General features: G+C 69.3%; 25 protein-coding genes, 1 tRNA gene and 2 pseudogenes. 16 read left to right on the top strand and 12 right to left on the bottom strand.

Going from position 1 to position 26,145, the window contains the following annotated elements:
- Nucleotides 1-2 precede the first annotated feature (2 nt).
- Together OG780_RS03430 and OG780_RS03425 are read right to left on the bottom strand one after the other, a co-directional pair.
- Entirely contained in the window at nucleotides 3-1,166 is a 1,164-nt protein-coding gene (locus tag OG780_RS03430) for an STM4014 family protein (RefSeq protein ID WP_328444511.1), read from the bottom strand.
- A gap of 37 nt (nucleotides 1,167-1,203) precedes the next feature.
- Nucleotides 1,204-2,172 (bottom strand): STM4015 family protein, encoded by a 969-nt coding sequence (locus tag OG780_RS03425; RefSeq protein WP_328444508.1) that lies wholly within the window; start codon nucleotides 2,170-2,172, stop codon nucleotides 1,204-1,206.
- A 321-nt stretch (nucleotides 2,173-2,493) separates the two neighbouring features.
- Between OG780_RS03425 and OG780_RS03420 the strand changes: the two genes are divergently transcribed.
- Both OG780_RS03420 and OG780_RS03415 read left to right on the top strand, forming a co-directional pair.
- On the top strand, nucleotides 2,494-2,820 hold the full coding sequence (locus tag OG780_RS03420; protein WP_328444505.1) for a hypothetical protein: 327 nt from the start codon (nucleotides 2,494-2,496) through the stop codon (nucleotides 2,818-2,820).
- A gap of 135 nt (nucleotides 2,821-2,955) precedes the next feature.
- Complete coding sequence (locus tag OG780_RS03415; RefSeq protein WP_443062096.1) at nucleotides 2,956-3,984, top strand: DUF6745 domain-containing protein; 1,029 nt, start codon at nucleotides 2,956-2,958, stop codon at nucleotides 3,982-3,984.
- Between the two features lie 35 nt (nucleotides 3,985-4,019).
- On the opposite strand, the gene OG780_RS03410 is transcribed toward OG780_RS03415, so the two are convergent.
- Nucleotides 4,020-4,820, bottom strand: coding sequence for a class I SAM-dependent methyltransferase (locus OG780_RS03410; protein ID WP_328444501.1), 801 nt, complete (start codon nucleotides 4,818-4,820; stop codon nucleotides 4,020-4,022).
- 379 nt (nucleotides 4,821-5,199) lie between these two features.
- Here OG780_RS03410 and OG780_RS03405 point away from each other — a divergent pair, with 379 nt between their 5' ends.
- Both OG780_RS03405 and OG780_RS03400 read left to right on the top strand, forming a co-directional pair.
- Nucleotides 5,200-6,471, top strand: a complete 1,272-nt coding sequence (locus OG780_RS03405; protein WP_328457856.1) for a phosphatase PAP2 family protein — start codon at nucleotides 5,200-5,202, stop codon at nucleotides 6,469-6,471.
- Nucleotides 6,472-6,628: 157 nt separating this feature from the next.
- Complete coding sequence (locus tag OG780_RS03400; protein WP_328444500.1) at nucleotides 6,629-7,453, top strand: SDR family oxidoreductase; 825 nt, start codon at nucleotides 6,629-6,631, stop codon at nucleotides 7,451-7,453.
- A 53-nt stretch (nucleotides 7,454-7,506) separates the two neighbouring features.
- Here OG780_RS03400 and OG780_RS03395 read toward each other — a convergent pair whose 3' ends face one another.
- Entirely contained in the window at nucleotides 7,507-7,857 is a 351-nt protein-coding gene (locus OG780_RS03395) for a PRC-barrel domain containing protein (protein ID WP_326783633.1), read from the bottom strand.
- A gap of 148 nt (nucleotides 7,858-8,005) precedes the next feature.
- Between OG780_RS03395 and OG780_RS03390 the strand changes: the two genes are divergently transcribed.
- Nucleotides 8,006-9,010, top strand: a complete 1,005-nt coding sequence (locus OG780_RS03390) for a hypothetical protein (protein WP_328444496.1) — start codon at nucleotides 8,006-8,008, stop codon at nucleotides 9,008-9,010.
- A gap of 45 nt (nucleotides 9,011-9,055) precedes the next feature.
- Here the strand turns inward: OG780_RS03390 and OG780_RS03385 are convergent, their stop codons facing one another.
- Nucleotides 9,056-9,811 carry a tetratricopeptide repeat protein gene (locus OG780_RS03385; RefSeq protein ID WP_328444494.1) on the bottom strand — a complete coding sequence of 252 codons (756 nt, stop codon included), beginning with the start codon at nucleotides 9,809-9,811 and terminating at the stop codon, nucleotides 9,056-9,058.
- Between the two features lie 329 nt (nucleotides 9,812-10,140).
- Nucleotides 10,141-10,437 carry a hypothetical protein gene (locus OG780_RS03380; RefSeq protein WP_328444492.1) on the bottom strand — a complete coding sequence of 99 codons (297 nt, stop codon included), beginning with the start codon at nucleotides 10,435-10,437 and terminating at the stop codon, nucleotides 10,141-10,143.
- Between the two features lie 275 nt (nucleotides 10,438-10,712).
- On the opposite strand from OG780_RS03380, the gene OG780_RS03375 reads away from it, so the two are divergent.
- Nucleotides 10,713-12,002 carry an RNA-guided endonuclease InsQ/TnpB family protein gene (locus OG780_RS03375; protein ID WP_328444490.1) on the top strand — a complete coding sequence of 430 codons (1,290 nt, stop codon included), beginning with the start codon at nucleotides 10,713-10,715 and terminating at the stop codon, nucleotides 12,000-12,002.
- Between the two features lie 38 nt (nucleotides 12,003-12,040).
- Nucleotides 12,041-12,160: transfer RNA gene (locus OG780_RS03370), tRNA-OTHER, on the top strand.
- Here OG780_RS03370 and OG780_RS44545 read toward each other — a convergent pair.
- The 6 genes and pseudogenes from OG780_RS44545 to OG780_RS03345 all read right to left on the bottom strand — a co-directional run.
- Nucleotides 12,131-12,364, bottom strand: a pseudogene (locus OG780_RS44545) (maleylpyruvate isomerase N-terminal domain-containing protein); the annotation flags it as partial. The gene OG780_RS03370 and the pseudogene OG780_RS44545 sit on opposite strands and share 30 nt — an antisense overlap.
- A gap of 418 nt (nucleotides 12,365-12,782) precedes the next feature.
- The gene (locus OG780_RS03365) at nucleotides 12,783-13,205 is read right to left on the bottom strand and encodes a hypothetical protein (protein WP_328444489.1); all 423 of its coding nucleotides are present in this window, start codon (nucleotides 13,203-13,205) and stop codon (nucleotides 12,783-12,785) included.
- A 209-nt stretch (nucleotides 13,206-13,414) separates the two neighbouring features.
- Nucleotides 13,415-14,020, bottom strand: coding sequence for an NUDIX domain-containing protein (locus tag OG780_RS03360; protein WP_328444488.1), 606 nt, complete (start codon nucleotides 14,018-14,020; stop codon nucleotides 13,415-13,417).
- Between the two features lie 120 nt (nucleotides 14,021-14,140).
- Nucleotides 14,141-14,668: a GNAT family N-acetyltransferase gene (locus OG780_RS03355; protein WP_328444487.1), complete on the bottom strand. Its 528-nt coding sequence runs from the start codon at nucleotides 14,666-14,668 to the stop codon at nucleotides 14,141-14,143.
- Nucleotides 14,669-14,709: 41 nt separating this feature from the next.
- Nucleotides 14,710-15,696 (bottom strand): hypothetical protein, encoded by a 987-nt coding sequence (locus tag OG780_RS03350; protein WP_328444486.1) that lies wholly within the window; start codon nucleotides 15,694-15,696, stop codon nucleotides 14,710-14,712.
- Between the two features lie 171 nt (nucleotides 15,697-15,867).
- On the bottom strand, nucleotides 15,868-16,563 hold the full coding sequence (locus OG780_RS03345; RefSeq protein ID WP_328444485.1) for a hypothetical protein: 696 nt from the start codon (nucleotides 16,561-16,563) through the stop codon (nucleotides 15,868-15,870).
- Nucleotides 16,564-16,680: 117 nt separating this feature from the next.
- On the opposite strand from OG780_RS03345, the gene OG780_RS03340 reads away from it, so the two are divergent.
- The 9 genes and pseudogenes from OG780_RS03340 to OG780_RS03295 all read left to right on the top strand — a co-directional run bounded on the left by OG780_RS03340 (nucleotide 16,681) and on the right by OG780_RS03295 (nucleotide 26,134).
- A complete protein-coding gene (locus OG780_RS03340) occupies nucleotides 16,681-17,331 on the top strand; it encodes a TetR/AcrR family transcriptional regulator (protein ID WP_328444483.1) in 651 nt (216 codons plus the stop codon).
- Nucleotides 17,332-17,818: 487 nt separating this feature from the next.
- Nucleotides 17,819-18,444: pseudogene (locus tag OG780_RS03330) on the top strand (DUF6000 family protein).
- A gap of 57 nt (nucleotides 18,445-18,501) precedes the next feature.
- On the top strand, nucleotides 18,502-18,786 hold the full coding sequence (locus OG780_RS03325; RefSeq protein WP_328444481.1) for a hypothetical protein: 285 nt from the start codon (nucleotides 18,502-18,504) through the stop codon (nucleotides 18,784-18,786).
- A gap of 668 nt (nucleotides 18,787-19,454) precedes the next feature.
- Nucleotides 19,455-20,663: a globin domain-containing protein gene (locus OG780_RS03320; protein ID WP_328444479.1), complete on the top strand. Its 1,209-nt coding sequence runs from the start codon at nucleotides 19,455-19,457 to the stop codon at nucleotides 20,661-20,663.
- Nucleotides 20,664-20,734: 71 nt separating this feature from the next.
- Complete coding sequence (locus OG780_RS03315; RefSeq protein WP_443062095.1) at nucleotides 20,735-21,376, top strand: class I SAM-dependent methyltransferase; 642 nt, start codon at nucleotides 20,735-20,737, stop codon at nucleotides 21,374-21,376.
- A 205-nt stretch (nucleotides 21,377-21,581) separates the two neighbouring features.
- Nucleotides 21,582-22,598 carry a GlxA family transcriptional regulator gene (locus tag OG780_RS03310; RefSeq protein ID WP_328444475.1) on the top strand — a complete coding sequence of 339 codons (1,017 nt, stop codon included), beginning with the start codon at nucleotides 21,582-21,584 and terminating at the stop codon, nucleotides 22,596-22,598.
- Nucleotides 22,595-24,493, top strand: a complete 1,899-nt coding sequence (locus tag OG780_RS03305) for a thiamine pyrophosphate-binding protein (RefSeq protein ID WP_328444473.1) — start codon at nucleotides 22,595-22,597, stop codon at nucleotides 24,491-24,493. The genes OG780_RS03310 and OG780_RS03305 overlap by 4 nt, the downstream gene beginning before the upstream one ends.
- Nucleotides 24,465-25,118, top strand: a complete 654-nt coding sequence (locus tag OG780_RS03300; protein WP_328444471.1) for an SRPBCC family protein — start codon at nucleotides 24,465-24,467, stop codon at nucleotides 25,116-25,118. Before OG780_RS03305 ends, OG780_RS03300 begins: the two co-directional genes overlap by 29 nt.
- A complete protein-coding gene (locus OG780_RS03295; protein ID WP_328444469.1) occupies nucleotides 25,115-26,134 on the top strand; it encodes a 3-oxoacyl-ACP synthase III family protein in 1,020 nt (339 codons plus the stop codon). The genes OG780_RS03300 and OG780_RS03295 overlap by 4 nt, the downstream gene beginning before the upstream one ends.
- The last annotated feature ends 11 nt before the right edge of the window (nucleotides 26,135-26,145 follow it).

Below are 26,145 nucleotides of genomic sequence, written 5' to 3'. Positions count from 1 at the left end.
GATCAGGCTGGGGCATGTGCTGTCCTGGCAGGTGTGTCGAGCGGGGGAGCCGGTCGTACGGGGAAGTGTTCGGGGGAGAGGGAGCGGATCGCCGTGACCTGCGCGGCGTACGTGTCGAGGCCTTCCGCGCCGCTGCCCGGCAGACCGGTCAGGCGGGGGAGCAGGTCGCCGAAGGCGTTGACCTCCCCGACGGCGAACCGGCGCCAGCCGACGGCGGGCAGCAGATCGACGCCCACGCACAGAGTGCCGGGGAAGCAGGCGGCGGCCCGTTCGCTGATGGAGAGGGCCTCCACCCACCGGTCACCGGCCAGCGCGCGGACGGCCGCGAGATCGCCCCGCGCCCCGCCCAGATGCAGATTGGTCAGAGGCGAGCGGCTCGTACGCACCACGGCGTGGGTCGCGCGCCCGGCCACGACCACGACACGCAGGTCGGCCGACCTGCTGCCGAGCGAGGCCTTCGGCAGCCAGCGCTCGATGTGCAGTCCGTCCGGCGCGAGCGTGTCCACGATCGCGGCGATCTGCGCCTCGTCCGTGTAGCGGTGGATCCGCAGGGAGTTGTGCAGGTCGCCGGCCGCCGTGCGTTCGACCGAGGTGGTGGCCCGGATCCGGCCGGAGGCGGTCGTCTCGACGGCCAGCACACCCGACGCGGACGAACCGTGCGCGAGCTTGACGAAGACCCGCCGCAGCGCGCCCTCCGCCATGAGGTCACGGACGTCGCTCCAACCCTCCACGGCACGCAGGCTTCCGGACGTGGGGGACTGCGGCACCGGCACACCCGCCGCGTCGAGACGGGCGTGGCACAGCCTCTTGTCGAAGAGCACGGCCAGATCCGCCGGGTCGTCGAGCCGCCGGCCTCCGCGCAGCGAACCCACACCGTCCAGGAAACCCGCGTACCAGCGCGCTGAACCCTCCACCCTGGTCGGCTCGTCGATGCCGCGCAACAGCCGGTCCACCTCGGCGTTCTCGCCGGGGGAGTCCAGCCGGACGACCTCGTCGTCCGCGAAGTCGTGCCCGCCGTCCCGCAGCACGTCCCGCCACTCGACCACGCGGGGCGTGCCGCAGCCCGCCTCCTCGGCCGCTGTCCTGAACAGAGCCACCCGGCGGTTCTCCCCGTTGGCGACGACCGCCCACTTCACCGGCACGCCGTTCGGCCGCAACCCGTCCATCCCGCCTCCTCGTTCCTTCTTCCGACGCCGGCCGCGGCTACTCGCCGACCGCGACGAAACGCCAGACCGTACCGTCCTCCTCCTCGTCGGAGTCCGCGTCGTCCCGGTCGGCGTCGACCGCGACACCGGCGGGCTCCAGCGTCTCCAGCAGGCGCGTCCGTACGCCTGCGCTGAGGTAGTTGTGGTGCAGGTCGAGCGCCTCGAGATGGGTCAACGGCTGGCCCGACAGCAGGGCCGTGGCACCGTCGTCGGTGAGCACGCCCATGGAGACGTCGAGGTGCGTGAGGCGCGCCACGACGGGGGCCGAGGCGAGCGCCGTGCAGATGGCGTCCTGGATCTCGCTGTTGCGCAGACCGAGACGGGTCAGGCCGGGCAGCCGGGTGCCCGCGAAGAACGGCTCCAGGTCGGCGACATCGGCGTCGCCGCCGTACTCGGAGGTGCCGAGCCACAGGTCGAGTCCCACCAGGGCGGGCAGGTCGCTGGCGGCGATGCCGCGCACTGCTTCGGCGGGCAGGCCGCCGCTCTCGATGGTCAGTGTGCGCAACTGCTCGTGGCGGACCGCGGGGAAGACCAGGCCGTTGCCGCCGCGGACGCCGAATTCGACCAGGGAGGGGAAGGCTTCCAGAAGGGGTGACACGTCACCCTGGACGATCCAGGAGATCTCGCACTCCTCCATCACGATGTCGCCGAGGAACAGGGCCCGCAGCGCGGGCAGCCGGTCGCGCGCGGCGACCAGCGCTTCGATCACCGCGTGGGGAGACGAGTCGTAGACATCGCTCCACGCGCCGACGATCAGCGCCCGCACTTGCTCCGTGTCCACGGCGGCCAGGAAGCGCGCGAAGGCGTCCTCCCACTCCTCCTGGCTCTCGTAGGCCTCCACGGCGATGCGCCAGGCGACGGATTCGGGTGAGGGAAGCGATGTGGCCCGGGGCGACTTGTCGGCGGCGTCCGGGAAGGTGAAGGCCGGCAGGCCGTGGAACTCCTCGAGGTGCCTGTTGATGGTCATGCGCGCCCGCTCCTTCGTGCTCATTGCGGTGGATCGACGGTCGTGGCGGAGAGTCCGGAGCGCGCCGTCCGCACCCAGACAGACGAGTTCTACCAAGCCCCACTGACATCGCGGCGAGCCGGGTCGGCACCTGTGGACGGGACGCGGGTGAACGACCGTCGGACATACGGCCCCGAGCGGTCCGACCGAGGTCCGGCGACCTGCCATCGAGGACATGACACCTGGTCACCAGGGGTGCGCCAGGTCCGGAGACCGATTGTCAGTGGTCGCCTCTACGGTTTTTCCCATGGCACATCCCGTGCCGTGCCGGGAGGGAGACCCATGTTCCGCCAAGGAGACGTGCTGATCGTGCCGTTGGACGAGACGGCGGTGCCGGACCACGCCCGCGACGCGGCGTCCGAACCCCGCGACGGCCGCGGACGACTCGTGCTGGCCCTCGGCGAAGTCACCGGGCACGCCCACGCCGTGATCGGTCCGGGGCGGCTGATACGGGAGGGCGGGGTGTTCGGCCCGATGCTTCTGCACGTTCCCGACGGGGCGCGGGTCGTGCACGAGGAGCACGGGGCGATCTCGCTCCACAAGGGCTGGTACCGGGTGATCCGCCAGCGTGAGTACGTGCCGGGCTCGGTGCGGATCGTCGCCGACTGACGGGTTTGCCCGTGGTCCCGGCCCGGGGTGCGGAGCGGTGCGCACCGGGGTGTGGACCGGGCGTTCGACGGCGGGACCGGGTGGCGTCGCGGGTGCCGTGCCGCTCGGGCACGGAGGAAATCGGAGAGGAACGGTGTGATGGAACAGGGCAGTTGGCGTGCCACCGCGACCCGGACGGGGGCGGGTGACCGGGCGGCGGCCGAGGACGGCGTCAGGCTCGCCTATCGAAACGCGGGGCTGGACGAGCCCGAGCGCATCGTCTGGGCACGGTCACCGCATGAGGCCGTACGCATGCTCATGGGTACGGCGCCCGTCGACGGCGCGGTCCTCGGGGACACCGGCCCCAGCGTCCGCGGCGCCGTCGTCGCCGGGCCCTGGGCGGCGGAACGCGCGCGAGCCCACGAACGGCTGGGACCCGAGGGGTGGAGCGGACACTGGCGGGCCACGGGGGCGGCCCTGTGGGAGTCGGCCCGCACACTGGCCGACCGGGTGCGTGCGGGCATCGTCGAGGACCTCGCCGCCGACCGGGACGAGGAGAGCCGGGTGCGGTTGCTGCTCCTGGACGCGACGCTGGGCCAGCACGACGCGGCATGGCTGTGCGCCTTCGAACCCGACGGAGCGAGCGCGCTGGCCGGGATCGCGGCGGTGGCGCGCGACGCCGGCTGGTGGTGGCCGTACGAGAAGGTGGCGGTCATCAGCGAGCGGCCGCTGAGCCTGCACCGCGACGAGGCCGGACGCCTGGACCGGGGAGACGGGCCGGCACTGCGCTACGGGGACGGCTTCGAGCTCTACGCGTGGCGTGGGATGCCGGTCCCACGGGATTTCCTCGACGAACTCACCGCGCTGACGCCCGAGCGGATCCGCGGCGAGGAGAACGCCGAACTGCGCCGGGTGATGCTGGAGTACTACGGCTACGACCGGTACCTGGACGAGTCGGGGGCCGTTCCTGTCCACCGTGACGAGACGGGGGTGCTGTGGCGGGTCGAACTGGCCGGGGACGAGGACGTGGTCATGGTCGAGGTCGTCAACTCGACACCCGAGCCCGACGGCACGAGCCGTACGTACTGGCTGCGCGTCCCGCCGACGACTCGTACGGCTCGGGAGGGCGTGGCGTGGACGTTCGGCCTCGCCGCCGAGGCGTACGAACCGTCCCGGCAGACGTGAGGACGACCGACGCTCGCGCGAGAGCCTGGCAGGGCTCAGGGGCGCTGGCCCCAGGCGATCATCATGCCGGGTCCGAGTTCGGCGAGGCGGGGTGAGGCCAGGTAGGCCACCGCCTCGTCGATGACGGCGGAGTCGACGCGTCCGGTTTCCTCGAGGGCGGGGCGCATCCGGTTCCAGGTCTCGGACCAGAAGCGGGCCAGCGGTCCGTCCGCGACCAGGGGTGGGCAGACCAGTTCGCCGGCGACGTTCTGGAGTCCTTCCTCTCTCAGGAAGTGTGGATAAGCAGGGATGTCGGAGGTGTCGGTGCCGATGGTCGTCCGCAGCGCCTGCCACATGGCGTCCATGGTCCGCCGGTAGGCCGACGAGGAGTCGAGCGGATTCGGCACCTCCACGGCGTCGCCGAGCACCAGCCAGCCGCCCGGGTTCAGCCGACGGGCGAGACGGGAGACGAGTTGACGACGTTCGGGCAGGTGCATGAGAACGAACCGGGCGTGGATGAGGTCGAAGGTGCCCAGGTCCAGATTTTCGTCCCTGAGATCGGTAGTGACCAATCGCACCCGCGGGCCCGCGAGCGTTTCCAGGCCGCTGGTGTCCCGGTCCAGCGCGACCACCTCCGCGGCTCCCGCCTCCTTCAACAGCCAGCGGACCACGGTCCCGGTCCCGGCTCCCACCTCCAGGCAGCGGCTGCCCGGTCCGGCGCCCAGCGCCCGTAGGCGGCCCGTGGTGACAGGGTCGTAGACCAGGGCGGCGTCGTCGATGCGCTCGGCCTCCTGAGGGTTTTCCGGCTCGAAAAGATCTTCTCCGTAGTGGCCGCCGGAGGCCGTGGAGCCGGTCATGACCGGCTCCACGGCCCGAGTTTCGCGTTAGGTTTCGTATCTGTCCGCGCCATGAAAACCCCTGAGCGTCGAAGGGTGATTTACAGACAGAGTGGCAGCTTTCGGTCGCCCCGGCAGATTGTCGTGCACAGGATCTGTCGACCTTTGTACCGGCTGTGACCCTTGAAACCCACCCGTAACGCTCATAGCATGATCGAACTCACGACGATTGCCCTGATCGTCCGTCCTTCACTAGAAGAACACGCTGTCTAGCGCGAAGGGTGAGCCGGATGACCAATACCTAAACAAATCGGCCGAACACTTGATATCTATAGCATCCCGAGCAATTTCACGAATAAACAACATAATTGAATTGGACGAGCGGCGTCGGTCACGGGTGATTCTGTGGGCCGTCGCAGGTGTGGTGACCTTCGGCTTTCTCGTCGCGATGGAGATTGTCGCGCGTCACTACGGCATGCCGGGGCCGATCACGAACCAGGCCCGGGAGGTGATATTCACTCCCACCTCAGGCCCTCTGTTGTACGCCGGCCTGGCATTGATGATGGTCGTCCTCCCCTGGCGGCAACGGTTCATCTCGCTGGGAATCGCGGCCGGTATCGACGTCGTCTTCTTCTTGGTGCGTTGGGTGGTCGACGCCAAGATGATGTTCGGCAATGGCGCATTGTGGGTGATTCTGGGCTATGCGTTCATCGCCGTCACCCGCCGCACGGGCAAGGAACGCGTCCTGCTCCTGAAAGGCGTCGGGCTGGGCCTGCTCCTGGTGGCCGGTCACAAGACGGGCGACACCTGGCTGATGATCACGTCGGAGACCCGTCCGTCCGTCCTCGACGCGTACGTGGCCACGGCCGATCACGCGCTGGGCAACCCGTCCTGGGTGATGGGCCGGTTCGTCGAGGCCACCGGACCGATCGGCTACCACGCCCTCCATCTCGTCTACGGCCAGCTCCCGCTCGCGGCAGCCGTATTCGCGCTCTACCAACTGCGCAACGTGGCCCGGGAGCACCGCTTCCCGGCCCATCATCTGGTGCGTACCTTCCTGGCCGTCGGTCTGGTCGGACCCATCGTCTACATGATCTTCCCGGTGGTCGGGCCGGTCTTCGCCTACGGTGCCGAAGGCGGGCAGTGGGCGGCGGCCAACCTGTGGCCGCAGACCCCGCTGTCGACCGGTGCCCCGCAGGCGTTTCCGTTCGACGAGATCACCCCGCGCAACTGCATGCCCAGCCTCCACACGGCCTGGGCCACCACGCTCTTCGTCCACACCCGCGAGGGCTCACGGCTCCTGCGCAACGCAGGCACCTTCTGGCTGGTCGGCACGCTCACGGCGACGCTCGGATTCGGATACCACTACGGCGCGGACCTCGTCGCCGGCGTGGTGTTCGCGCTCACAGTCGAGGCGACCATGCGCGCTTTCGCCCGAGGATGGGACCGGGCGGGAGTCACGCTGGTCGTCTACGGCTCCGTGGTTTTCACCGTGCTCGTGGTGTCGTACCGCTATCTGCCGGTGGAGATGGCCCGTTATCCCTGGGTTTTCGGACCGACTCTCCTTCTGGCGATGGCCTCCGTGATCTACGGATATCTGCGGACCACCAGAATGTGGAATCCCCGGACCGCGCCCGTGCAGCAACCGGAACCGCAACTCGTGCAGGTGTGACCGCTTCCCGCCCACCGCGGGGGGCGGGAAGCGGTGGCTGGCCGCGCCCGGGGAGACCGGATTTGCCCTGGAGCACACTCGAAGGTGTTGGGTGGCAGGAGTGGCACCGCGGAGACGTGGTGACCGAGCGGACGACACGTTCCACGAGGAGCACTCCATGACACAGAAGATCTGGTTCATCACCGGCGCCTCCCGCGGCTTTGGGCGGGAGTGGGCGATCGCCGCGCTGGAGCGCGGCGACTCGGTGGCCGCGACGGCGCGCGACCTGTCCACGCTGGGCGATCTTCGGGAGACCTACGGAGAGCGGCTGTTGCCGCTTCAGCTCGACGTGACGGACCGCGACGCCGATTTCGCCGCCGTGCGGCTGGCGCACGAGCGGTTCGGCCGGCTCGACGTGGTCGTCAACAACGCCGGTTACGGGCACTTCGGGATGATCGAGGAAATCACCGAAGCCGAGGCTCGCGCGCAGCTGGAGACCAACCTCTTCGGGGCCCTGTGGGTCACCCAGGCGGCGCTGCCGTTCCTGCGCGAACAGGGCAGCGGCCACATTCTGCAGGTTTCCTCCATCGGCGGGATCAGCGCCTTCCCGCTGGTCGGCATCTACCACGCCTCGAAATGGGCTCTTGAGGGAATGAGCCAGGCGCTGGCGCAGGAGGTGGCGGCGTTCGGCATCAAGGTCACACTCATCGAACCCGGCGGGTTCGCCACCGACTGGGCCGGTTCCTCGTCGAGCACGTCCGAGCAGCTCCCCGCGTACGCCGAGTTCCACGAGGAGGTGCAGGAACAGCGGCGCAAGCGCGTCGGCACTCCGGGCGACCCCCACGCGTCCGCCGCGGCCGTGCTGGAGATCGTGGACGCGGACGAGCCACCGCTGCGCTGCTTCTTCGGCGCGGCGCCGCTGGGCATCGCGAAGGCGGACTACGAACGGCGCCTGGCGACATGGGAGAAGTGGCAGCCGGTGGCGGAGCTGGCCCAGGGCTGAGCGCCACCGTCCGTGACCCCGCTCGGCCCCTGACCCACCGGCGCGCCGGTGGGTCAGGCGCGGTGGCTCTGGTAGTAGCCGCCGACCAGCTCGTGGTAGTCGACGTCGCCGACATGCTTGGCCCTGTCGAACTCGGGGGATTCCCTGATCTGCTCCTGGGTGAGCGCGACGTAGATCTTCCGCTCGGTCCGGTCGACCCGTTTCACGGTGCCGGCGGGCAGAAGGACATGCCTTCCGAAGATCCACACGCCGATGTCGACCACCAGATACGCGGAGTCGACGTCGTCCGCATGCTTGTCGACCTTGCCGATGGCGCCGTCGAGGGCCTCGACCTTGTACCCGACCAGGTCCGTGCCGGTGACGTGCCCGGCGGCCGGGTGGTAGCCCCAGATGCTGTCAGTCATGAACGGCTCCCTCATCGAGAATCCGCGCTCGTCCCACAGCGGAACCGGGGAGTCGCGCAGACGCCATCCACGTTAGACGAAGCCCGCGCGGGACGGCGGATGCGACCTGCCGGAGGTTCCGCGTCCGGGCCCGGGTACGGTTCGCGCCGTGGACATGAACGGCTGGCAGTCGGGGCACCGGGCCGCCTACGGCTGCGGGGCGTGGGAACGCGTCCGTCATCAGGCACGCCTGTTGGTCGCCTGGTACGACGAGTGCGATCACGGCCTGGGAACACCGCGGCCCCGGCGGTTCTCCGCGGATCCCGGTCCGCGGGTGAAGTGGCCGTGGGGGAGCGCCAGGCACGACACGCTCGGTCTGCTGCTCTGGCGAGCGGCCCACGACCCGGGGATCCTGGTCGACCAGGTCCTCCTGGCCGACGCCCTGCGCTACTGCGCCCAGGGAGCCGAGCCCTTGGACACCGGTCCCGTGCCCGAGGCTGCCCGCACCGCCGGGATCGGAGTCGGCAGCGCGGCATCGGTGGCCGGAATCAGACACGTACTACAGGCACACGTCGAGGCCGACCTTCCACGGCCGCGCCCTGCCGGGGTGCGACTGACGCTCGGCTACCGCGTCCGGGAGTCACGGGCGACGCCGGACTGGGATCTCGGCGACTGGCCGACGGCTCTCGCCCAGGCCCGCCAGGCCATGGGCCGGGCCGACGATCTGCGGGAGCGGGGGACATGGAAGCCCACCGACCACGAACGGTCCACCGGCGCACGCACCGGCCATGGCCTGGAACAGCCGGCCCGCTCGCCCGCCGCTTCCGGGCACCCGGCACCGAGTTGGCTGGAGCGGGCATCACGCCTGACCGCCACGGCCGACACGCTGACCGCCACGGCCGCCACGCTCCTCGGCGCCGGGCGGGACGACGCGAGCCCGCTGGTGACGGTCCTCGGCACCACGGCCGACGCGTGCGCCAGGCTGAGGGCCGACACCGAGGAGCTCGGGCGGCTCTGGGCGGCCGAGGCGCCGCGTGAGCCCTCGGACCATGCTGCCTGGGAAGCGGCCTGGGAACTGTCCCACGTACCGGGCGCACTGCTGGAGCAGACCGAGGAAACGGAACACCTGGTGCGGGCGCTGGCCGTCTTTCTGTGGGTCCTGGCCGTTTGCTGACCGAGGAGCACGGCGCGCTGCCCAGGGTCAGTAGACCGCCCAGGGTCAGTAGAAGTCTCCTCGGCGCTGCGCGGGGTTGACGGTGTCACGCCGCTGCTGCAACCGGCGGGCTGCCCTGAAAGCCGAGATCTCCCGCAGGTGCGCCTGGCTCTGAAGCGTCATCATCGACCCCAGGGAGTGGCGCTCGGTCATCGGGTTGTCCACGCAGGACTGGTACATCACGGCGGCTCGCTCGTTGTCCTGGTAGAGCGTGCGGTAGATCTCGGCGGCGCGGTACTGGGCGTAGGGGTGGTTACGTGCGGCGGCCGCGAGGAACTGCTCCAGGGCGTGTTCCGCCGGGGTCCGGGTGATCGGAATCAGCCGCTCCAGGTACAGGTCGCCCAGTACGAGCATCGCTTCGGGCTCGCCCAGTTCGGCAGAGGCGCGATACCAGCGGGCCGCCTCGTCCAGCGACTCGACGATGCCCGCTTGAGGGCAGCCGTGGTGATAGAGCGAGGCGAGGTAGAAGGCCGCTCGCGGTGAACCGCTGCTGTGCCGCAGCCGGGGCACCGCGCTCGCGTACCGCCCCTGCGTGTAGTCGATGTGCCCCAGCAGTTCGATCGCGGCGCTGTGTCCGGTGGACGCCGCGGTTTCCAGGAAGTAGACCTCAGCACCGGGGTGCTGCCCGCTGTTCCAGCAGTGCAGGCCGATCCGGTAGTACTCCTCGGCACTGGTCGGCTCGTGTCCGTCCACGGTGAAGTTGGTCCCGTGCCACTGCACCATGTCGCTGCCTTTCGCGTCGTGGCCTGCCCCGGCGGACACGTGCGGCTCTTCGCTCCGCGGCCTCGGGAGGAGGCCGGGACCGACGGCGGGGGCAACCCAGTTGGCCAGTCGTTCCAGCCGGTCCCGTACGTCGTCCCGGTGCGTCGGGGCCTCAACAGATGGTACGGCTCGTCAACCGGCACACAATCGTAGGCCTGGTTGTCCGAAGATCCGCCCGTTGTACGGAACGGATCGCCAATATGGCCCGTTTTCAGTGGCAGTGGCAGTGGCAGTGGCAGTGGCAGTGGCAGTGGCAGTGGCAGCGGCCCGGGTGTTGATGGCCGGGTGTGTCCGGCCCGGAGGTCGCCCTCGAACCGGAACCTGACGTTCTACTCGTTCGGATCCCAAGCCTTGAGCAGGTCCAGGATGCGCTTTTCGCCGTCGACCTTCACGGAGTCCACCGGAACACGGCCGTACAGGACGAGGACCAGCTCACCGGCCGCGCCTTGGGCGGAGATGTGGACCAGATCCGGGGCCTCGTCGGCAGGGTCGGTGGACGGTGCGCAGGGACGGGGGAGGTGTGTGAACCGTACGCCGTCGGCGGAGAGCGACAGGCGCCAGGAGTGTCCCTCGGCGGCGTGGTAGTCCACGGTGGCGGGCTCATACGGCCAGCGGTACGGTCCCACCTCGTTTCCTTGCAGGGTGCCCCGGCCTTCAGGCCGGGGGTGAATGCGAGCCCCTGCGGAGCAGGGCAGGGGCAGAGGAATCGCCGTCAGGGCGATTCGTCGTCGCCTTGACGGCGTCGAGGGCGATCTCGAGCAGGTGCAGGATCTCGGCGTCAAGGGGCCGCTGGTCGGCGGCCGGTTGAGCGGTGAGCCGGGGTGTGGAGTTCTTTAGGGATGCGAAGCGTGAATGTGAGCATTCCGCTGTTATCGCGTTATTGCGCCGTTACAGTGACGGCGTGGCGAAGTTCCGTATGTACCCCACGTGCGCGCAGGAGCGGCAGATGTTGCTGCACTGTGCGCATGCCCGGTACGTGTGGAACCTGGCGGTCGAGCAGCATGCGCATTGGCGCAGGTGGCGTAGGTCGGCGCCCGGTTTTGCCGAGCAGTGTCGTCAGCTCACCAAGGCCCGGCGCGACAATGAGTGGCTGGCGGCCGGGAACGCGGACGTTCAGCAACAGGCGCTGAAGGACTTCGCCACGGCGAAGAACGCCCGCTTCATGTCCGGGTTCGGTGAGCCGACCTGGCGCAAGAAGTTTGTGCATGAGGGCTTTCGTGTCATCGGCACCGACCGCGTCCCGGAGTTGACCGAGGATGGTTCGCCGAAGCTGAACGCGAAGACCGGTAAGCAGGTCATGGCCCGCTCGGTGGTGGTGCAGAAACTGAACCGCCGGTGGGCTCGGGTGAAGGTGCCCGGCTGCGGCTGGGTCCGCTTCCGCCTCACCCGGACCGCACTGCCCGCCGCGAAGACGTTCCGCGTCACCTACCGCAACGGCCAGTGGCACATCGCCTTCGCCGTCATCCCCGCACCGATCGAAGCGCCCAGTACGGGCGGGGTCATCGGTATCGACCGGGGCGTGAACATCACGGCCGCCCTCTCCGATGGGCGGATGCTGAACTGTCCGCAGCTCACGGTGAAGGAACGTGCGCAGGTCCGTAAACACCAGCGGCGTGCCGCTCGCGCCCCGAAGGCAAGCGAGCACAAGAGTGCCGAGTACGCCAAGGTGGCCAGGCTCAAGGCCCGTGAGGCCGACCGGCGCAAGGACTGGTGCGAGAAGACCTCGACGATGCTGGCCCGCACCTATGGCCTGGTGCGGTTCGAGAAGCTGAACATCAAGAACATGACCCGCTCGGCCAGGGGAAGCACCGAGCAGCCCGGCAAACAGGTCAAACAGAAGGCCGGGCTGAACCGGGCGATCCTGGCCCAGGGCTGGGGCCTGCTCCGCCGGCGCACCGGGCACAAGGCACCCGGCCGGGTCAAAGACGTCCCCGCCCCCTACACCAGTCTGCGATGCAGCGCCTGCGGTTGGATCGACAAGAACTCGCGCAAGAGCCAAGCCGAGTTCGTCTGCTCCTTCTGCGGCTTCACCTGCAACGCGGACACCAACGCAGCAGTCAACGTCGCGGCAGGACAGGGCGGGATCCCCCGCCCCCGGCGAGCAGCCGGTGCCGGAGGGACGACACCGCCCGAACAGCGGTCGAGCGTCCGTGAACCCCAACCCAGCCGGGTTGGAATCCCCCTCGTTTAAGAGGGGGAGGATGTCAATCCGTCGAATGCCGCGTCGGCGGGCAGCGGTTGTGGGGTACCCAGACTGATCTGGGCGTCGTAGGTGTGCACCATGACCTCCTGGACCTGGTGCCGGGCGATGGCTCCGGAGGTTTGCGGCGAATCCGATCCTGCCCACCACGTCCAGCAGCCGCGGTCCGGGCCGGACGCGCGCAGTGCGCCGAGGAGTTCCTGCGTCGACGCGGCGGACCAGGCGAGAAGAGCCTCGCGCTCTCGGGGCGCCATCGCGCCGCCCTCCGAGGAGTTCTTGGCCGGGGGAGCGTCGGCAGGCCCTGTGGTGACGATGGTGGCCCAGCGCCGGTGCACCTGGCCCAGATGCTGCACCAGATCGAACAGTGTCCACTCGGGGCAGGTCGGCACCTGCACGTCGAGGCTGGGCGCGGAGGGCAACCGTTTCCCGGAACACGACCGACCGTTCCTCGATCAAGCGCAGCAGGTCGGCGAACTCAAGTTCCGTTGTCACACCGACTCTCTGTCGCCATGATCCGAGAATCGGATAGCGATTTTTACTACCGCCGGCCTGCGCGCCCGACGTGGTCCGCGGGCTTCGGGACGACGCGGTGTGCGGGCCGTATCGAGTGTGCTTGGGGCGGGACTTGGACGATGTCCGAGGTCTCGGCTCGGGACAGAGTTGAGCCGAACCATCGGACGCACTGGTGAGCCTCACCCGGGCCGAGGTGCGCTGCCGGCCTCTGTCGACCGGCCGGCAATCGAGCCAGGCCGAGTCTCGGCCCGAAGGTCATTACTCCACCAGCTGCTCGCTCGGCGCTTCCCGGCGTTCCGGCGGCACACGCGCGGCCACGGCATCGAAGATCCGCCACCCGTCGACTTGGCCGGCGCGCCCGAAGCGTCGGCCGTCCGCCAGAGCCTCTTCGATCAACGCCCGCACGGTCGCGGGCCGGTGGAGATTGAGGTATCCGCCGTGCACGCGGCTGACGCCACCGTCGTGAGCTCCCCAACCACCGCCGCCCACCACGCGATCGGGTCCCGAGTCGAAGACGACGCGGATCACGCCCGGAGTGCCCTCCCGCGCGAAGACGAGAACCTCCTGGCATGAGTGTCCGACCGCACTGCCGGGGTCCGAGTCCGGCACATGGTGGTGGCTGACCCACCACCGGAATCGCTCGGAGCCCATGACCAAGTGCCGTTGTCGACGACGTCCCATGCCATCACGTTAACAACGTGCCCAGGCTCCTCGGCTTCCGCGAGCGCCGGACAGAGCGAGGCGACCGAGGGTGACTTGCCCTCAATCCCGCTGACCGATCTACGACCCCAACGGCATGGGCGCCAAACCACCATCACAGCCCTCAAGGCCACCGACCAGATCCTGGACCGGCACGAGGCCGAACTGGGCAGATGTTGCCGCGAAGATGACTACGCGCAAGCGATGACGTTCATGAGCTTGCGGGTGAATCGATGCATGTGGGGATCGAGCGTGTTCCTGGGTTCGGCAAGGACCTGCCGCAGGGAAAGCCACTTGATCGAATCGAATTCTTCCTCATCGAAAGAGGTGATGCCGTCAACTTTCGACTGCAACACGTACCACAACGACACATCAGTGTGCCGGCCCTGCCCGCGTGTTCGCGTGACGGTGAGGAAGAGTGGTTGGGTGCCCGAGACAGTCGACGGGACGGCCTCGATGCGCAGTTCCTCACGGCACTCGCGCGTGACCGTGTCCCACGGGTCCTCCCACGGCTCGACGTGGCCACCGCTGGGAAGCCAGAGGCCCGCCTTGCGGTGGGCGACAAGCAGGAGCTCCCCGCAGGTTTCATCCAGGACCACGAAGTAGCTGACCAAGTGCATCGACGGGACATCAGGCTTCCGGGTCCGATAGAGCGGAGCCCCGCCGGCGATCCACTCCATAGTCGCGGCGAGGTGCGTGCGCTCCTGTTCGTCCCAGGGGCGCACGCCTTTCAGTAATTCTGTCAGCTGAGCGCGACGAAGCTGGTCGGGAACCTCTGAAGCATCACTGGCAGTCACGGTCCTCATGATGCCAAGGAGCTATGACATCTTCGCGGTTTCGCTGTCCGCAAGAGACGGACCACCGGGCATCAAGACCGTCGCACACGAGGCTGAGGGTTTTCCCGCGACTGCCCCTCGTCACTGGGTAGTGACGTGTAGTTCCCGGACGTACCAGTTGAACCGTGTGCCGTCCTTGCTGTTCGTCTGCTTGCCGGGGGTGAAGCCTGCCCGCTGCGCGACTGCGGCCGATGCGGGATTCTCTGGCTCCACCTGGATCACCGCCTCCTCTCCGCCCTCATTCGCTGCGTACTGGGACGCCAAGAGGACCGCGCGGGTAGCCAGACCACGTCCCCTCCAGGACGGATAGAGGCCGTACGCGAGGTTCACCTGGCCGGGAGCCAGCCCCTCTGCCGCGAACCGCAAGTCGACCGTCCCCGCGAGCACCCCGTCGTCGCCCACCCGTATGCCGAAAGCGCGGAGCGGCCCGGCAGTCTCCCACTGTTGCCGGCAGTGCCGGAAGTACGCTTCGACGCCCTCAACTGTCCCAGGACCGCCGTTGAGCCAGCGAACGAGCAGCTCATCCTCCCCCGTGAGGTGCGCCTCCGCATCGTCCAGGCGCAGCGGGGACAGAGTGATGATCCCGTCGGACAGCTTCACTTCATGCATTCGGCAATTCTTGACGCCGGAGCCGTCCTGGACAGCCCCGTTCACCGGGCTGAGCGGGCGGTGGCGGCGGGGCGCCTGCCGCGTCGGTCGGCGAGGAGAGCGAGGGCGACACCGATGCCGACCCAGATGGTGAGGGTGAGGGCGGGGAGTCCGGCACCTGAGCTGTCGAAGAAGGCGTTGGCGCGCAGGAGGCTGCCGGAGGCGCCCGGAGGGAGGAGCTGTCCCAGGGTGGCCCAGCCGGCGGGGAGCCAGTGGGGTCCGGTGGCCAGGCCGGAGAGCGGGTTGCCCAGGAGCATCATCAGCACGCCGCCGAGGGCGAAGCCGGCCATGCCGAGGAGGGCGTGGAGGCCCAGGAGGGTGGTGGACAGGGCGGCTGTGCCGAGGATGAGTCCGAGGGCGGTCAGCCAGTAGTTCCCGTCGACCGAGTGGGTGGCGAACTGGAGGACGGCGGCGATGGCGGCGCCTGCCACCAGGGAGAACAAGAGGGCTCCCGTGATGCGGGTGCGCAGTCCGCGGTGTCCGGGGAAGATGCTGCCGAGGATGAGGGCGGGGAAGATCCCGCCGAAGATCATGGGCAGGAGTGCGGCGGTCAGTCCCGCACCCCGGGGGTCGTCCGCGGTGAACGGCACCAGGTCGTGGACGGTGGCACGGGTGGTGTGCTGTGCGGCGATGCCGTCGCCCAGCGCGGTGAGGGCGCTGGTGGCGGAGGGGCCGCCCGCGGTGGCCGTGTAGATGTCGACATCGTGAGCGGAGACAGCGAGACCGCCGGCTATGTCCCGGTGCTTGACCGCAGTCTGGAGGGCGGCGGCCGTCGGGTAGAGGCGGACGTCCCAGGCGTCGCCGTCGGTGCTCTCCCGGACGGCCTTCCTGGTCTCTTCGGGGCCGGTGACGCCGATGGGGACGCGGTGCGGGCCGCTGTGGAGCGAGGGCAGCGCGAAGGCGCACAGCATGGTGGTGATCAGTGCTGCCAGGCCGAGGACGACCAGGGTCAGCTTGCGTCCCGTAGCGGGCTGGGTGGGGTTCGACATCGTGGGTCTTTCGTTGCTTCGGAGCGCGCGAAGAGGGCTGCGCCCTTGGTCGACCGGGTCGTGGGAAGCCGGCCGCACGGTCCTGTGAGCCGGATGCGGTGCGCACGGATGGACGGTCCGCGTGGCTTGCCGGCCGGACACCGGGGCCGACCCGGCGTCCGGCCGGGAATCTCAGGCGCGGGCGGACGCGGCGGCCACGATCCAGTTCCTGAACTCGACGGCGTAGTGCCGCAGGTGGTGGTCCAGGACCTCGTCCGGGCACGTGACGGGGAAGTAGACCGTCAGGTTCGCGGTGAAGCCGTCGGCGGTGTCACCGAACTGGATCAGCGCCCGCCCGACGACGGTGCCGTCAGCCAGGAAGAGGTTCGAGGACATCTTGCGGGGAAACTCCGACTCCGGGAGGAGTTCGTCCGCGTCCGCAGCCCAGGCCAGAGCGTCCGTTCCCCAGCCGCCCATGTAGAAGTCGGCGACGTGGGGGCCGATGTTCTCCACCACGCGCGCTCCGATGGAGTCGGTGCCCATCACGTAGTGCTCGGGGTGCGCCGCGAGGAGTGCGCTCTCGTCACCTGCGAACGCCTTGTCCATCCAGGCAAGGAAGGCGCCCGAGGTGAGGCCCTTCGTCGCGAGCACGGTGGTGCCTGCCTTGAAGCTGCCGTCGGAGGTGCGGGCGCTCTCGCGAAGGAAGGCGTTGCCTTCCTCGATGTCCGCGGCCAGGAGGTCGAGGAGGCCCTGGCGGCCCAGCAGCGTCCGGAAGCGGTCCAGGGCGCGGCGGGCGTAGAAGAGCTCGAAGTCGTCGATGCTCCCGGCGCCGGTGGGTCCGGCCTCAAGCGTCACGGAGACGGGCGGGAGCGTCTGGTTGTCGGTCATGATCGAACCTCCGATAGGATGTGAATGTGAATTCACGTTCGCATAATGAGAGTACGCCGAGGAGCGCACCGGTTGTCAAAGGGACCTGTTGAGAGCGCCGCCGATACCATGCGGGACATGACCGAAGAGCCGGAGCGCCCAGCGTCCTACCGGGAGCCCAGGCAGGCCCGCAGCGCCGCGACCCTGGCCCGTGTCCTGCTGGCGGCAGAGGAGATCGCCTGCACCTCCGGCCTGGAGGAGATGACGATCGCGGGTGTCGCGGAACGCGCCGGGGTCTCCGTCGGCACGATCTACCGCCGCTTCGAGGACAAAGAGCAGCTGATCACCGCCTTGTCCGAGCGGATGCTGGAACGCCGCGAGGAGTACGTGGCCGAGCAACTGCGTGCGGCCGAGCCGTCGCTCTCCGGCGTCATGGACGCCTATGCGCACGCCCTGCTGCAGTCCTTCGCCGACAGCAGCAGTCTCTTCCCCGAGCTGCTGCGCACGCGGGGGACCAGGTCACTGGACCGCGGGGCCCGCACCATCACCGAACTCCACCGTCTCCTGCTCGAAGCAGCAGCCCCGTACACCGATCAGATCCGCCGCTCCCAACCGCAGACGGCACTCGACACCGCGGCCCGCGCCATCCTGGGCGCCTGCTTCCACAACTCCGTGCGCCCCGATGCCGCCACCGGCGAAGTGGCCAGGCGTCGGTACGCAGACGAGCTCAGCGACATGGCAATCGCCTACCTTTTCACTCCCGACCGGCGCCGCAGCGCCGACACCTGAGCCGAACGAGTTGCCGCACGGCTCGCACGTCACGGACGCCGCCTACTCCTCCGCGTCGTCGAGTCCTGGGAGCTCCAGGTCGCGCAGGGCCCTCAGAGCTCCGTCGGCAGGGGTGGACGCGCTCCATCGGGTGTGTCGAGCGCATCGACTCCTCGGAGTCGATGCGCTCGACGACGCCACGGAAATCGGGCGTGCCCAGGTGGACGGTGGTGTCCCGGGCCGCGAGGTCGCGCATGGCGGTGAGCTTCTGCTCGGCGGCGGCGAGGCGCTTGCCTCGATCGCGGCGACCTCGCCGAGCCGGCCCTGTTCCTTGGCCTCCTGACGGCGGTCGGGCAGGTTCGCGTGGATCTCCTCCGGCCTGGGCATCTGCTCGGGATCGGGCTGCAGGACGGAGCATCGGATGCAGGCTTCTCTGAACCAGCAGTCGCTACTCGGGGTCGCAGGGTAAACCGCTGCAGCCGGGTGCTCGCCGGGCGAAGATGCAGCCATGCGCTGTGCCGGCACCGACCCCGAGCTGATGGGCCTGATCCGACGATTCGTCACGCCGGGACGGCGGTACCTTCGCTTGGGTGGAAGCTCGCTGCGGTTGAGCGGGCCTGAACGTGAGCTGTTCGTGAGGGAGTTGGTCCAGGACGCCCGGGAGATCACTCCCGCTGAGCTCGGCATCCTCTTCGAAGGTGGGTGGCGAGAGCGTAAGACTGCCTCCTGGCTGGTTGTTGCAGCCGGCAGGACCGAGTTCCGCGGCCGCATCGGCGAACTCCTGCTGGCCAGCGGGGGCCCTATGCCGGTGCGGCCTACTGCGTCACGCTTGCCACGTTCGGAGACAGTGCGGACGCCGATCTGGTCTGCAGATACCTTGATCACTACTTGCTTCGACCAGACCTCGGCTACGACCAAGGCCTTGCTCTTGGCGCGCTGCTTCACCTCGATGCCGCCCTGGGGACCGAGCGCGCATCCCGATACCTTGCCGCCGGTGGCCTGTGGCAGCAGTGGACTGATGTCACGCCGGGCCTGGTGCGGGAACCGCAGGAGTACCGGCAGTTCGTGGACCAGCTCTGTTCCTTCGCCGGCGAGTGCGCTGAACTCTTCGCCAGACCGGAAACCAGACGCTGATCCCCGACCTGACCGCTGGACGCGGACTGCTGAGGGCCCGTCGGTAGGGTCTGGGCCATGACAGGGAACCGCGGGCGCCGGCCAAAGATCGACCAGGATGACCAGGATGGTGGCATCGAGGACGTGACGCTCCTCATCCTGGAATGGCTGGGTGAGCAGGGCGTGAATGCCCTGATCAGGGTGGACGCCGAGAGGGTGGCTGACGACGCGCCGGCGTGGACGTTCGCCGCCGGTGGAGGTCCCTTGGAGCAGGGCATACGTGCTGATGGGAGGACCGTGCGGCAATGCATGTCCGCCGCCCTGTCCCAGCTGCGTGAGGTCGGGCTGCCGGTTCCGTTTTGATCTTCGTCTTCGCTCGCCTCCGAACCGCTGGAGCGCGGAGACCTGGAGGACGGCGATCCAGAGCCGGACGACGCCATGACGGTCCTGAGCGTGGTCGCCGACGCGGCACGGGCGACCGTCATGGAGCCTCCTGTGGCAGGTCTGGCAGGTCTGGCAGGTCTGGCAGGTCTGGCCGGTCTGCCGGGAACACAGGACCGGAATGCATCCCCGTCCTGCCGGCACCTCTGCCGACTGGTACCCGGGTGCGACGGACGAGGCCGGCCCGCCGCTGTGGTGGTGCCGGGGCGGCCGGTCCGGCGCGTGCCACGGCGTATGTCCGGTCGACGAGCCGGCTGCCACCTTGCCGTGACAGCAGCATCGTGCGCGCTGCGGCGCAGCGAGCGCGGAGTGCGCCGTCACCGATCGCCGGACGGGCGCATCGGACTTCACGTCCCCCGGCCGTCCGTGGGCAAGTCCACCAATGAGGGCATAGGGAGTGCGAAGGGGGCGGTGCCCTTCTAGCGTGGAGGGCGGGCGCCGCGCCGCGCGTCCCGGGGATCCGGTCTCCGAGGACGGCCGCGGTATCCGCGCGGGTCAATCGGCCCCGCCCCGGCTCCGACTGTCGTACGAGCGATTCCGTGGTTGCCCGATGCCTGCCCCGCACTTCGCCTGCGCTGGAGATGCACATCATGCTTTCGAACACGTCCCGACCCGTCATCACGGCCACGTTGCCCGTCGTCGGGGAGCACATCGGTGAGATCGCCCGGCGCTTCTACCGTCACATGTTCGCCAACCATCCCGAGCTCCTGGACGGGGTCTTCAACCGCGGGAACCAGGCACACGGAGAACAGCAGCAGGCGCTCGCCGGATCCGTGGCGGCGTTCGCCGGCGGCCTGGTGAGCACCCCGCAGCGGACCCCCGAACACCTGCTGAAGCGCATCGCGCACAAACACGCGTCTCTCGGGATCCGTCCGGACCAGTATCAGACCGTCCACGACAACCTGATGTGGGCGATCGTCGACGTACTGGGCGACGCGGTCACCCCGGAGGTCGCCGCGGCCTGGGACGAGGTCTACTGGCTGATGGCGAACGCCCTGATCAACCAGGAACGCGGCCTCTACAGCGCGCGGGGGGTCACACCCGAGACGGTGTGGCGCAAATGGGAGGTCGAGAAGAAGATCAAGGAGACCCCGGACGTCGTGACCTTCGTGGTCAAGCGGGTCGACGACCGCCTCGTGACGACCTCGCTCCCCGGCCAGTACGTCACGGTGCTGATCGACATGCCCGACGGCGTGCGCCAGCCGCGCCAGTACAGCCTGACCCGGGTCGACGACGGTGAACACCGCCAGTTCTCGGTCAAGCGGGTACGCGGCAACGGCGAGCCCGAGGGAGAGGTGTCCGCTCTCCTGCACGACACGGTCGACGTGGGTGACGTCCTCACCCTGTCGCTGCCCTATGGCGATGTCGTGCTCGACGACTCGGGACGGCCGGTGGTGTTCGCCACGGCGGGCATCGGGATCACCCCCATGGCCGGGATGCTCTCCCACCTCGTCGAGGCCGAGTCCCGGCTGCCGATCACCGTGCTGCACGCCGACCTCGACGAGGCGTCGTTCGCGCTGCGTCGCCAGGTGGTCAGCGACGTACTCGAACTGCGGAACGCCGAGATGTACCTCTGGTACGAGAAGGGCGCGCAGACCAACGAGCCGGTGAAGGGCGTCTTCGACGGGCTCATGGACCTCTCCCACGTCGATCTGCCGGACGACGCGGTGTACTACATGTGCGGGCCGCTGGCGTTCATGCAACCGCTGCGGAGCGCGCTCCTCGGACGGGGCGTCGCACCGCAGGACATCCAGTACGAGGTGTTCGGCCCGGACCTCTGGCAGGCGGACCTCGACTGACGAGCCCGCCACGCCGTCACCACCACGAAGGCTGAACGGCCTTGAACGGCACGGGTGTTAGCTTCTTGCCCGTGACGGAACACCAGACGGAACGCCAGGACGAGACCAGGACGGCCTACGACGGGATCGTCGAGCTCTATGCGTCGTTGTTCGCCGATCGGCTGGAGACACGGCCGTTCACGCGGGCCATGCTCGGCACCTTCGCCGAGCTGGTGCGCGAGACGGGGAACCTGCGGGCAGCCGATGTCGGGTGCGGTCCCGGCCATCTGACGGCCATGCTGCACGACTTGGGTCTGGACGCCTTCGGGCTCGACCTGTCCCCGGCCATGGTCGACCACGCCCGGAAGTCCCATCCCGCCCTGCGGTTCGACCAGGCGCGCATGGAGGCTCTGCCCGTCGAGGACCGTGCGCTCGGCGGGGTGTTGGCCCACTACTCGATGATCCATACCCCGCCTGAGGAATTGCCCGCGCTGCTGGCCGAGCAGGTACGGGTCCTGGCGCCAGGGGGCCTGCTCATGGTCTCGTTCTTCGCGACCGAGGGGACCGAGCCGGTCCGCTTCGATCACAAAGTAACGCCCGCCTACAGCTGGCCGGTTGACCGGTTCGCCGAGCTGCTGGTCGGGGCCGGGCTCGTCACGGTCGCCCAGCTTCTCCACGACCCGGCCTCCGAACGTGGCTTCCTCGACGCTCACTTGATGGCCCGCCTCCCCTAGAGCGATCCATGGCGACGCCCGACTCCTCCCGCGCGAAGTCCCGCCCGTCCGACCGTCTGTGAGTTACCTCACCCGCCATGGCCGTCGGCCGTATGTGAAGTGCCTGGTCAGCAGACCATAACTCCCCTCGAGTGAAGGCCTGTTGGCCGGATGCGTCAGTTATCTGTCATTGCAGTCAGTCGGAGATCCGATACAGGCTGTGACCGTGTCAGAGCGACGTGTTGTTGTGGTGGTGTACGCGGGTGCCATGGCGCTGGACATCACCGGACCGATTGAAGTGTTCGACATCGCCAACAGGCTCCTCGATCCGGGGGCCGTCCCCTATCGGATCGAGCTGGTCTCCGCCGACGCGCCACTGGTGCGCACGAGTTCAGGGGTGAGCGTGGGGGCCCAGCCGCTGGAGGCGGGACAAGGACCCGTCGACACGCTCCTCGTGCCAGGGGGGTGGAGTGTCGGCGAGGTGCTTCGGGATCAGGTGCTGGTCTCGTGGATCGGTGCCGCGGCGGCCCGGTCGCGCAGGGTCGCCTCCGTATGTGGCGGATCCTTTCTGCTGGCCGAGGCGGGCCTGTTGGACGGCAGACGCGCCACCACGCACTGGGCGTACAGCGAGACGATGGCCCGACGCTACCCGGCGGTGACCGTGGACGCCGAGCCGATCTTCGTCTGGGACGGCCCTTTCGTCACCTCGGCGGGCGTGTCGACCGGGATCGACATGGCGCTGGCCCTGGTGGAGGCCGATCACGGAGCGGCACTCGCCTTGGAGACGGCACGGTTTCTGGTGCTCTTCCTCAAGCGGCACGGAGGCCAGTCCCAGTTCAGCGCGATGCTGGACGCCCAGTTGGCCGACCATCCGCCGATCCGGACGGCGCAGGAGTGGATTCTGGAGAACCTCCACAACCCGTTACCCGTGGCCGAGATGGCCGAGAGGGCCAACATGAGCCCGCGCAACTTCGCCCGGGTCTTCCGCCGCGAGGTGGGCACGACTCCCGGCCAGTACGTCCAGCGCACACGGATAGCCCGCGCCCGCGAGCTGCTGGAGACGACCGATCTGCCGATCGGTCAGATAGCCGGCCGCTGTGGATTCGGCGCCCCCGAGACCTTCTTCCGCTCCTTCGGGCGAACCCTGGGACTCACCCCGAAGGAGTACCGGCACCGCTTCCAGGTCATCACGCCGTCCGGCCTCGTCGACCGGCGCCACGAGAGGGACGGGAGCCCCGTATGACCACCGCGGCGGACGGACCCGAAGCCGGGACGGTACGGATGGCCGACTACCTGGCCGCCGAACTCGCCAGGGCCGGAGTCACCCACATGTTCGGTGTCGGCGGTGCGAACATCGAGGACCTGTACGACGCCGTGCACCGCGGCGGAACCGTCCGCGGTGTGGTCGCCAAGCACGAGTTCTCGGCCGTCACCATGGCCGATGGATACGCCCGAACCACCCGGCGTCTCGGGGTTGTCGCCGCCACCTCGGGCGGTGGCGCGATGAACCTCGTACCGGGCCTCGCGGAGGCGTACGCCTCCCGGGTGCCGCTGCTCGCCCTGGTGGGCCAGCCGCCGACGGCCCAGGAGGGCCAAGGCGCGTTCCAGGACACCAGCGGCAAGGGGGACTCCTTCGACGCGGGCGAGGTCTTCACCCCGATCTCCCGGTTCTGTGCCCGGGTCCAGGACGCGGACTCGCTCGTCGAGCTGTTGCCGCGGGCGATGGCGGCGGCGCGGACCGAGCCGTGCGGTCCGGCGGTGCTGCTGCTGCCCAAGGACGTGCAACAGGCCCGGATCCGTCTGCCCGACGGCCATGGTCCGGCGCCGACAGGGGCCATACCGGCAGGGGGCACGACGACACCGGCCGGGCTTCCAGAGCGCGCGCCCTCACCGAGCGACGCAGGCATACCGGCCCCGACCGCCCTGCCTGTCCCGACCGCCCTGCCCGTACCGTCGACGCGGACGGCACCGGTGGCACAGCTCGACAAGGCCGCTCTGGCCGAGGTGTCGGACATCCTTCGCGGCGCGGACACCGTTCTGGTCATCGCCGGTGAGGGCGTCGCCGCGGCGGACGCACGTGCGGAACTGTCCCGGCTGGCCCGGAACCTCGGGGCGTGGGTCGCGGTCACCCCGGACGCCAAGGACGTCTTCGACAACCGTGATCCACGGTTCGCGGGGGTGGCCGGGGTGATGGGCCATGCCAACGTCGAACACTGTCTGTGGCGGGCCGACGTGTGCCTGCTGGTCGGCACCCGGCTGCCGCTCCTGGCGCGCGGCGGGCTGGAGCGGGCGCTGGCCGACACCGACGTCGTATGCCTGGACTCCGAGAAGCCGTTCGTGGCGGGTACGGCGCTGGTCGGGGACCTGCGGGAGGCGCTGCGCGCCGTGACCGGGCGGATCGCGTCAGGCCCGCGTGCCTGCCCCCGGCACCCCGGTCCGGTCCCCACCCCCGTGGCGGGCCCGGAGGCTCCGGCCGGTCCCGGGCGGATCGTCCCGTACTCCCAGGCCCTCGCCGCGGTGGAGGCGGCGCTGCCCGAGGACGCGCACGTCTTCGTGGACGCCGGCAACACCGGTGCCAGCGCGGTTCACCTCCTCCCGGCTCCGCGCCACGGCCGTTTCGTGGTGGCGCTCGGCATGGGAGGCATGGGCTACACCTTCGGCGCGGGCATCGGCGCCGCGCTCGCCACCGGGCGACGCACCTACGTCCTCGCCGGCGACGGGGCCTTCTTCATGCACGGGGCGGAAGTGCACACCGCCGTGGAGCACTCCGCGCCCGTCACCTTCGTCGTCTTCAACAACAACGCCCACGCCATGTGCGCGCTGCGCGAGGAGTTCCTCCAGGGCGGCGTCCGCGACGACGACGTGTTCGGCCGGACCGACATCGCCGCCGGGGTGGCCGCCGCGTTCCCGTCCCTCGACGTCACCGGTGCCCAGAGCGCGGCGCACCTGCGCGAGGCGCTGCTGCGCGGAAACACGGGCGCCGGCCCCGCCTTCGTGGCACTGGACTGCGACCCGAAGGAGATCCCTCCGTTCCTGCCTTTCCAGCCCTTCGCCGAAGCCACCGGCGATGCCGACCGTGCCGAACACACCGACAACAAGGAGAATGCAGATGAGCGACGAGTCGTCCGCGCCGGCTGACATCCCGGGCCTGATGCGGATCGAGAACCCGGGCAAGGACGAACTGACCGCCCACTGCGTGGAGTTGACCCACTCCGTCTACCCCCACCATCAGGTCTACGGGCAGTACTGCACCATCCACGAGTACGTCGACTGCCCGCCGGAACTGACCTACGACTACCTCCGCCAGGGCCATCACCTGGAGGAGTGGACCTGCAGCCTGCGGGACTTCGAACCCTCCGGCACGCCCGGACTGTGGGTCGGCCGCGACCGGCTGGAGGACGACACCAGGATCTACTGCAACGTGGTCGCCAACCCCGAGGCCATGACCGTGGACTACCACTGTTCCTGGGACCAGGGCGACAAGCTGTGGATGATCTACCTGATGCGTGTCGTACCGGCCCCACTCGTGCTCGACAAGCCGGGATCGGTGGTCACCTGGACCAACTGCCGTCATCCCTACTACGACACGAACCCGCACCCCGGCCTCGCTCCCCGCGCCGACCGGCCCTGGGTGGGCGACTACTGGGACCTGTTCTACGCGGGGCACACCGTGGAGATGAACAACCTCAAGGCGATCCTGGAACACCGCCACCGCAACGGTCAGCCGGTCAGCGTGGACCCCGCGAGGGCGGTGGCCCGGTGACCACGGTCAGCCTCACCGACGTGGCGAGCTACCTTCCGGGCGATCCGGTCCCGGCGCGGTACTACACCGAGTACCCGGGAGCGGAGGACAAGCTCCGCGGCCACCCCATGTTCAAGGTCCCGCGGTCACGGCACCACGTAGCCGCGGACGAGACCAACACGGACATGATCGAACGCGCCGTACAGCCCCTGATCGAACGGCACGGCAGGGACGAGATCCGGGGCGTCGACGTACTGCTGGTGCACAGTCAGCTGCCGGATCTGCCGTTCGTCGGCGCGGGCACCGAAGTGGCGCGCCGACTGGGCCTGAACCCGGAGTGGCTCGTCGACGTGGCCAACGCGGGCTGCGCCTCCTTCGTGTACATGTTGAAGCTGGCCCGGCAGATCCTCACCACCACCGACGCTCGGACCGCGCTGATCTGCAACGCGCAGAGCGCCGCCGGCCAGTGCTTCACCCAGTCCGAGGTACGCCGGCTCGCGCAGGCCGCGATCCCGGGCGACGGCTGCGGAGTGGGATGGGTGACGACGTCGGCCGGCGCCCCGGTCCTCGACGTGGAGACCCGGCACATCGGCGATCACGCCGGCGACATGACCTTGGCTCTCGACGACGGTCGCAAGTACTGGGAACCGGGGGAGTCCCAGCTGCGGATCGGGTTCACCGACGCGAGCGTCGCCAAGGTTCTCGCACGCGGCAACCGTCTGGTCCCGGAGGTGGTCACGGACCTGTGCCGACGGCTTCGGGTTGCGACCGCGGACATCGACGTCCTCGTCACCAATCAGCCGAACCGAACCTTCCTGCGCAACTGGACGGAGGCGCTGCAACTGCCCGCCGAACGGCATCTGAACACCTTCGACCAGTACGGAAACCTCTTCGGAGCGGCCATCCCGGTCACCCTGGACCACGCGATCACCTCGGGTCGGGTGAACGACGGTGACCTCGTGGTGCTGGGCGGGTTCGCCCACGCAGGCGACTTCGCGGGAGCCGCCGCCGTGCGCTGGTCCGGCGGGCGAGGCTGACTCCGCGGCCG

Source organism: Streptomyces sp. NBC_00386 (assembly GCF_036063235.1).
Lineage (GTDB): Bacteria > Actinomycetota > Actinomycetes > Streptomycetales > Streptomycetaceae > Streptomyces.
Note: the sequence above shows the minus strand (reverse complement) of the source record. Positions and strands in the feature narration are given on the sequence as shown.

Excerpts from the sequence above, each read along its gene's own strand:
- OG780_RS03350 (WP_328444486.1), bottom strand. The coding sequence starts at position 15,696 with ATGTCGAACCCCACCCAGCCCGCTACGGGACGCAAGCTGACCCTGGTC.
- OG780_RS03430 (WP_328444511.1), bottom strand. The coding sequence starts at position 1,166 with ATGGACGGGTTGCGGCCGAACGGCGTGCCGGTGAAGTGGGCGGTCGTC.
- OG780_RS03420 (WP_328444505.1), top strand. The coding sequence starts at position 2,494 with ATGTTCCGCCAAGGAGACGTGCTGATCGTGCCGTTGGACGAGACGGCG.
- OG780_RS03325 (WP_328444481.1), top strand. The coding sequence starts at position 18,502 with ATGACAGGGAACCGCGGGCGCCGGCCAAAGATCGACCAGGATGACCAG.
- OG780_RS03305 (WP_328444473.1), top strand. The coding sequence starts at position 22,595 with ATGACCACCGCGGCGGACGGACCCGAAGCCGGGACGGTACGGATGGCC.
- OG780_RS03345 (WP_328444485.1), bottom strand. The coding sequence starts at position 16,563 with ATGACCGACAACCAGACGCTCCCGCCCGTCTCCGTGACGCTTGAGGCC.
- OG780_RS03425 (WP_328444508.1), bottom strand. The coding sequence starts at position 2,172 with ATGACCATCAACAGGCACCTCGAGGAGTTCCACGGCCTGCCGGCCTTC.
- OG780_RS03300 (WP_328444471.1), top strand. The coding sequence starts at position 24,465 with ATGAGCGACGAGTCGTCCGCGCCGGCTGACATCCCGGGCCTGATGCGG.
- OG780_RS03410 (WP_328444501.1), bottom strand. The coding sequence starts at position 4,820 with ATGACCGGCTCCACGGCCTCCGGCGGCCACTACGGAGAAGATCTTTTC.
- OG780_RS03365 (WP_328444489.1), bottom strand. The coding sequence starts at position 13,205 with ATGGGACGTCGTCGACAACGGCACTTGGTCATGGGCTCCGAGCGATTC.
- OG780_RS03355 (WP_328444487.1), bottom strand. The coding sequence starts at position 14,668 with ATGCATGAAGTGAAGCTGTCCGACGGGATCATCACTCTGTCCCCGCTG.
- OG780_RS03395 (WP_326783633.1), bottom strand. The coding sequence starts at position 7,857 with ATGACTGACAGCATCTGGGGCTACCACCCGGCCGCCGGGCACGTCACC.
- OG780_RS03320 (WP_328444479.1), top strand. The coding sequence starts at position 19,455 with ATGCTTTCGAACACGTCCCGACCCGTCATCACGGCCACGTTGCCCGTC.
- OG780_RS03340 (WP_328444483.1), top strand. The coding sequence starts at position 16,681 with ATGACCGAAGAGCCGGAGCGCCCAGCGTCCTACCGGGAGCCCAGGCAG.
- OG780_RS03400 (WP_328444500.1), top strand. The coding sequence starts at position 6,629 with ATGACACAGAAGATCTGGTTCATCACCGGCGCCTCCCGCGGCTTTGGG.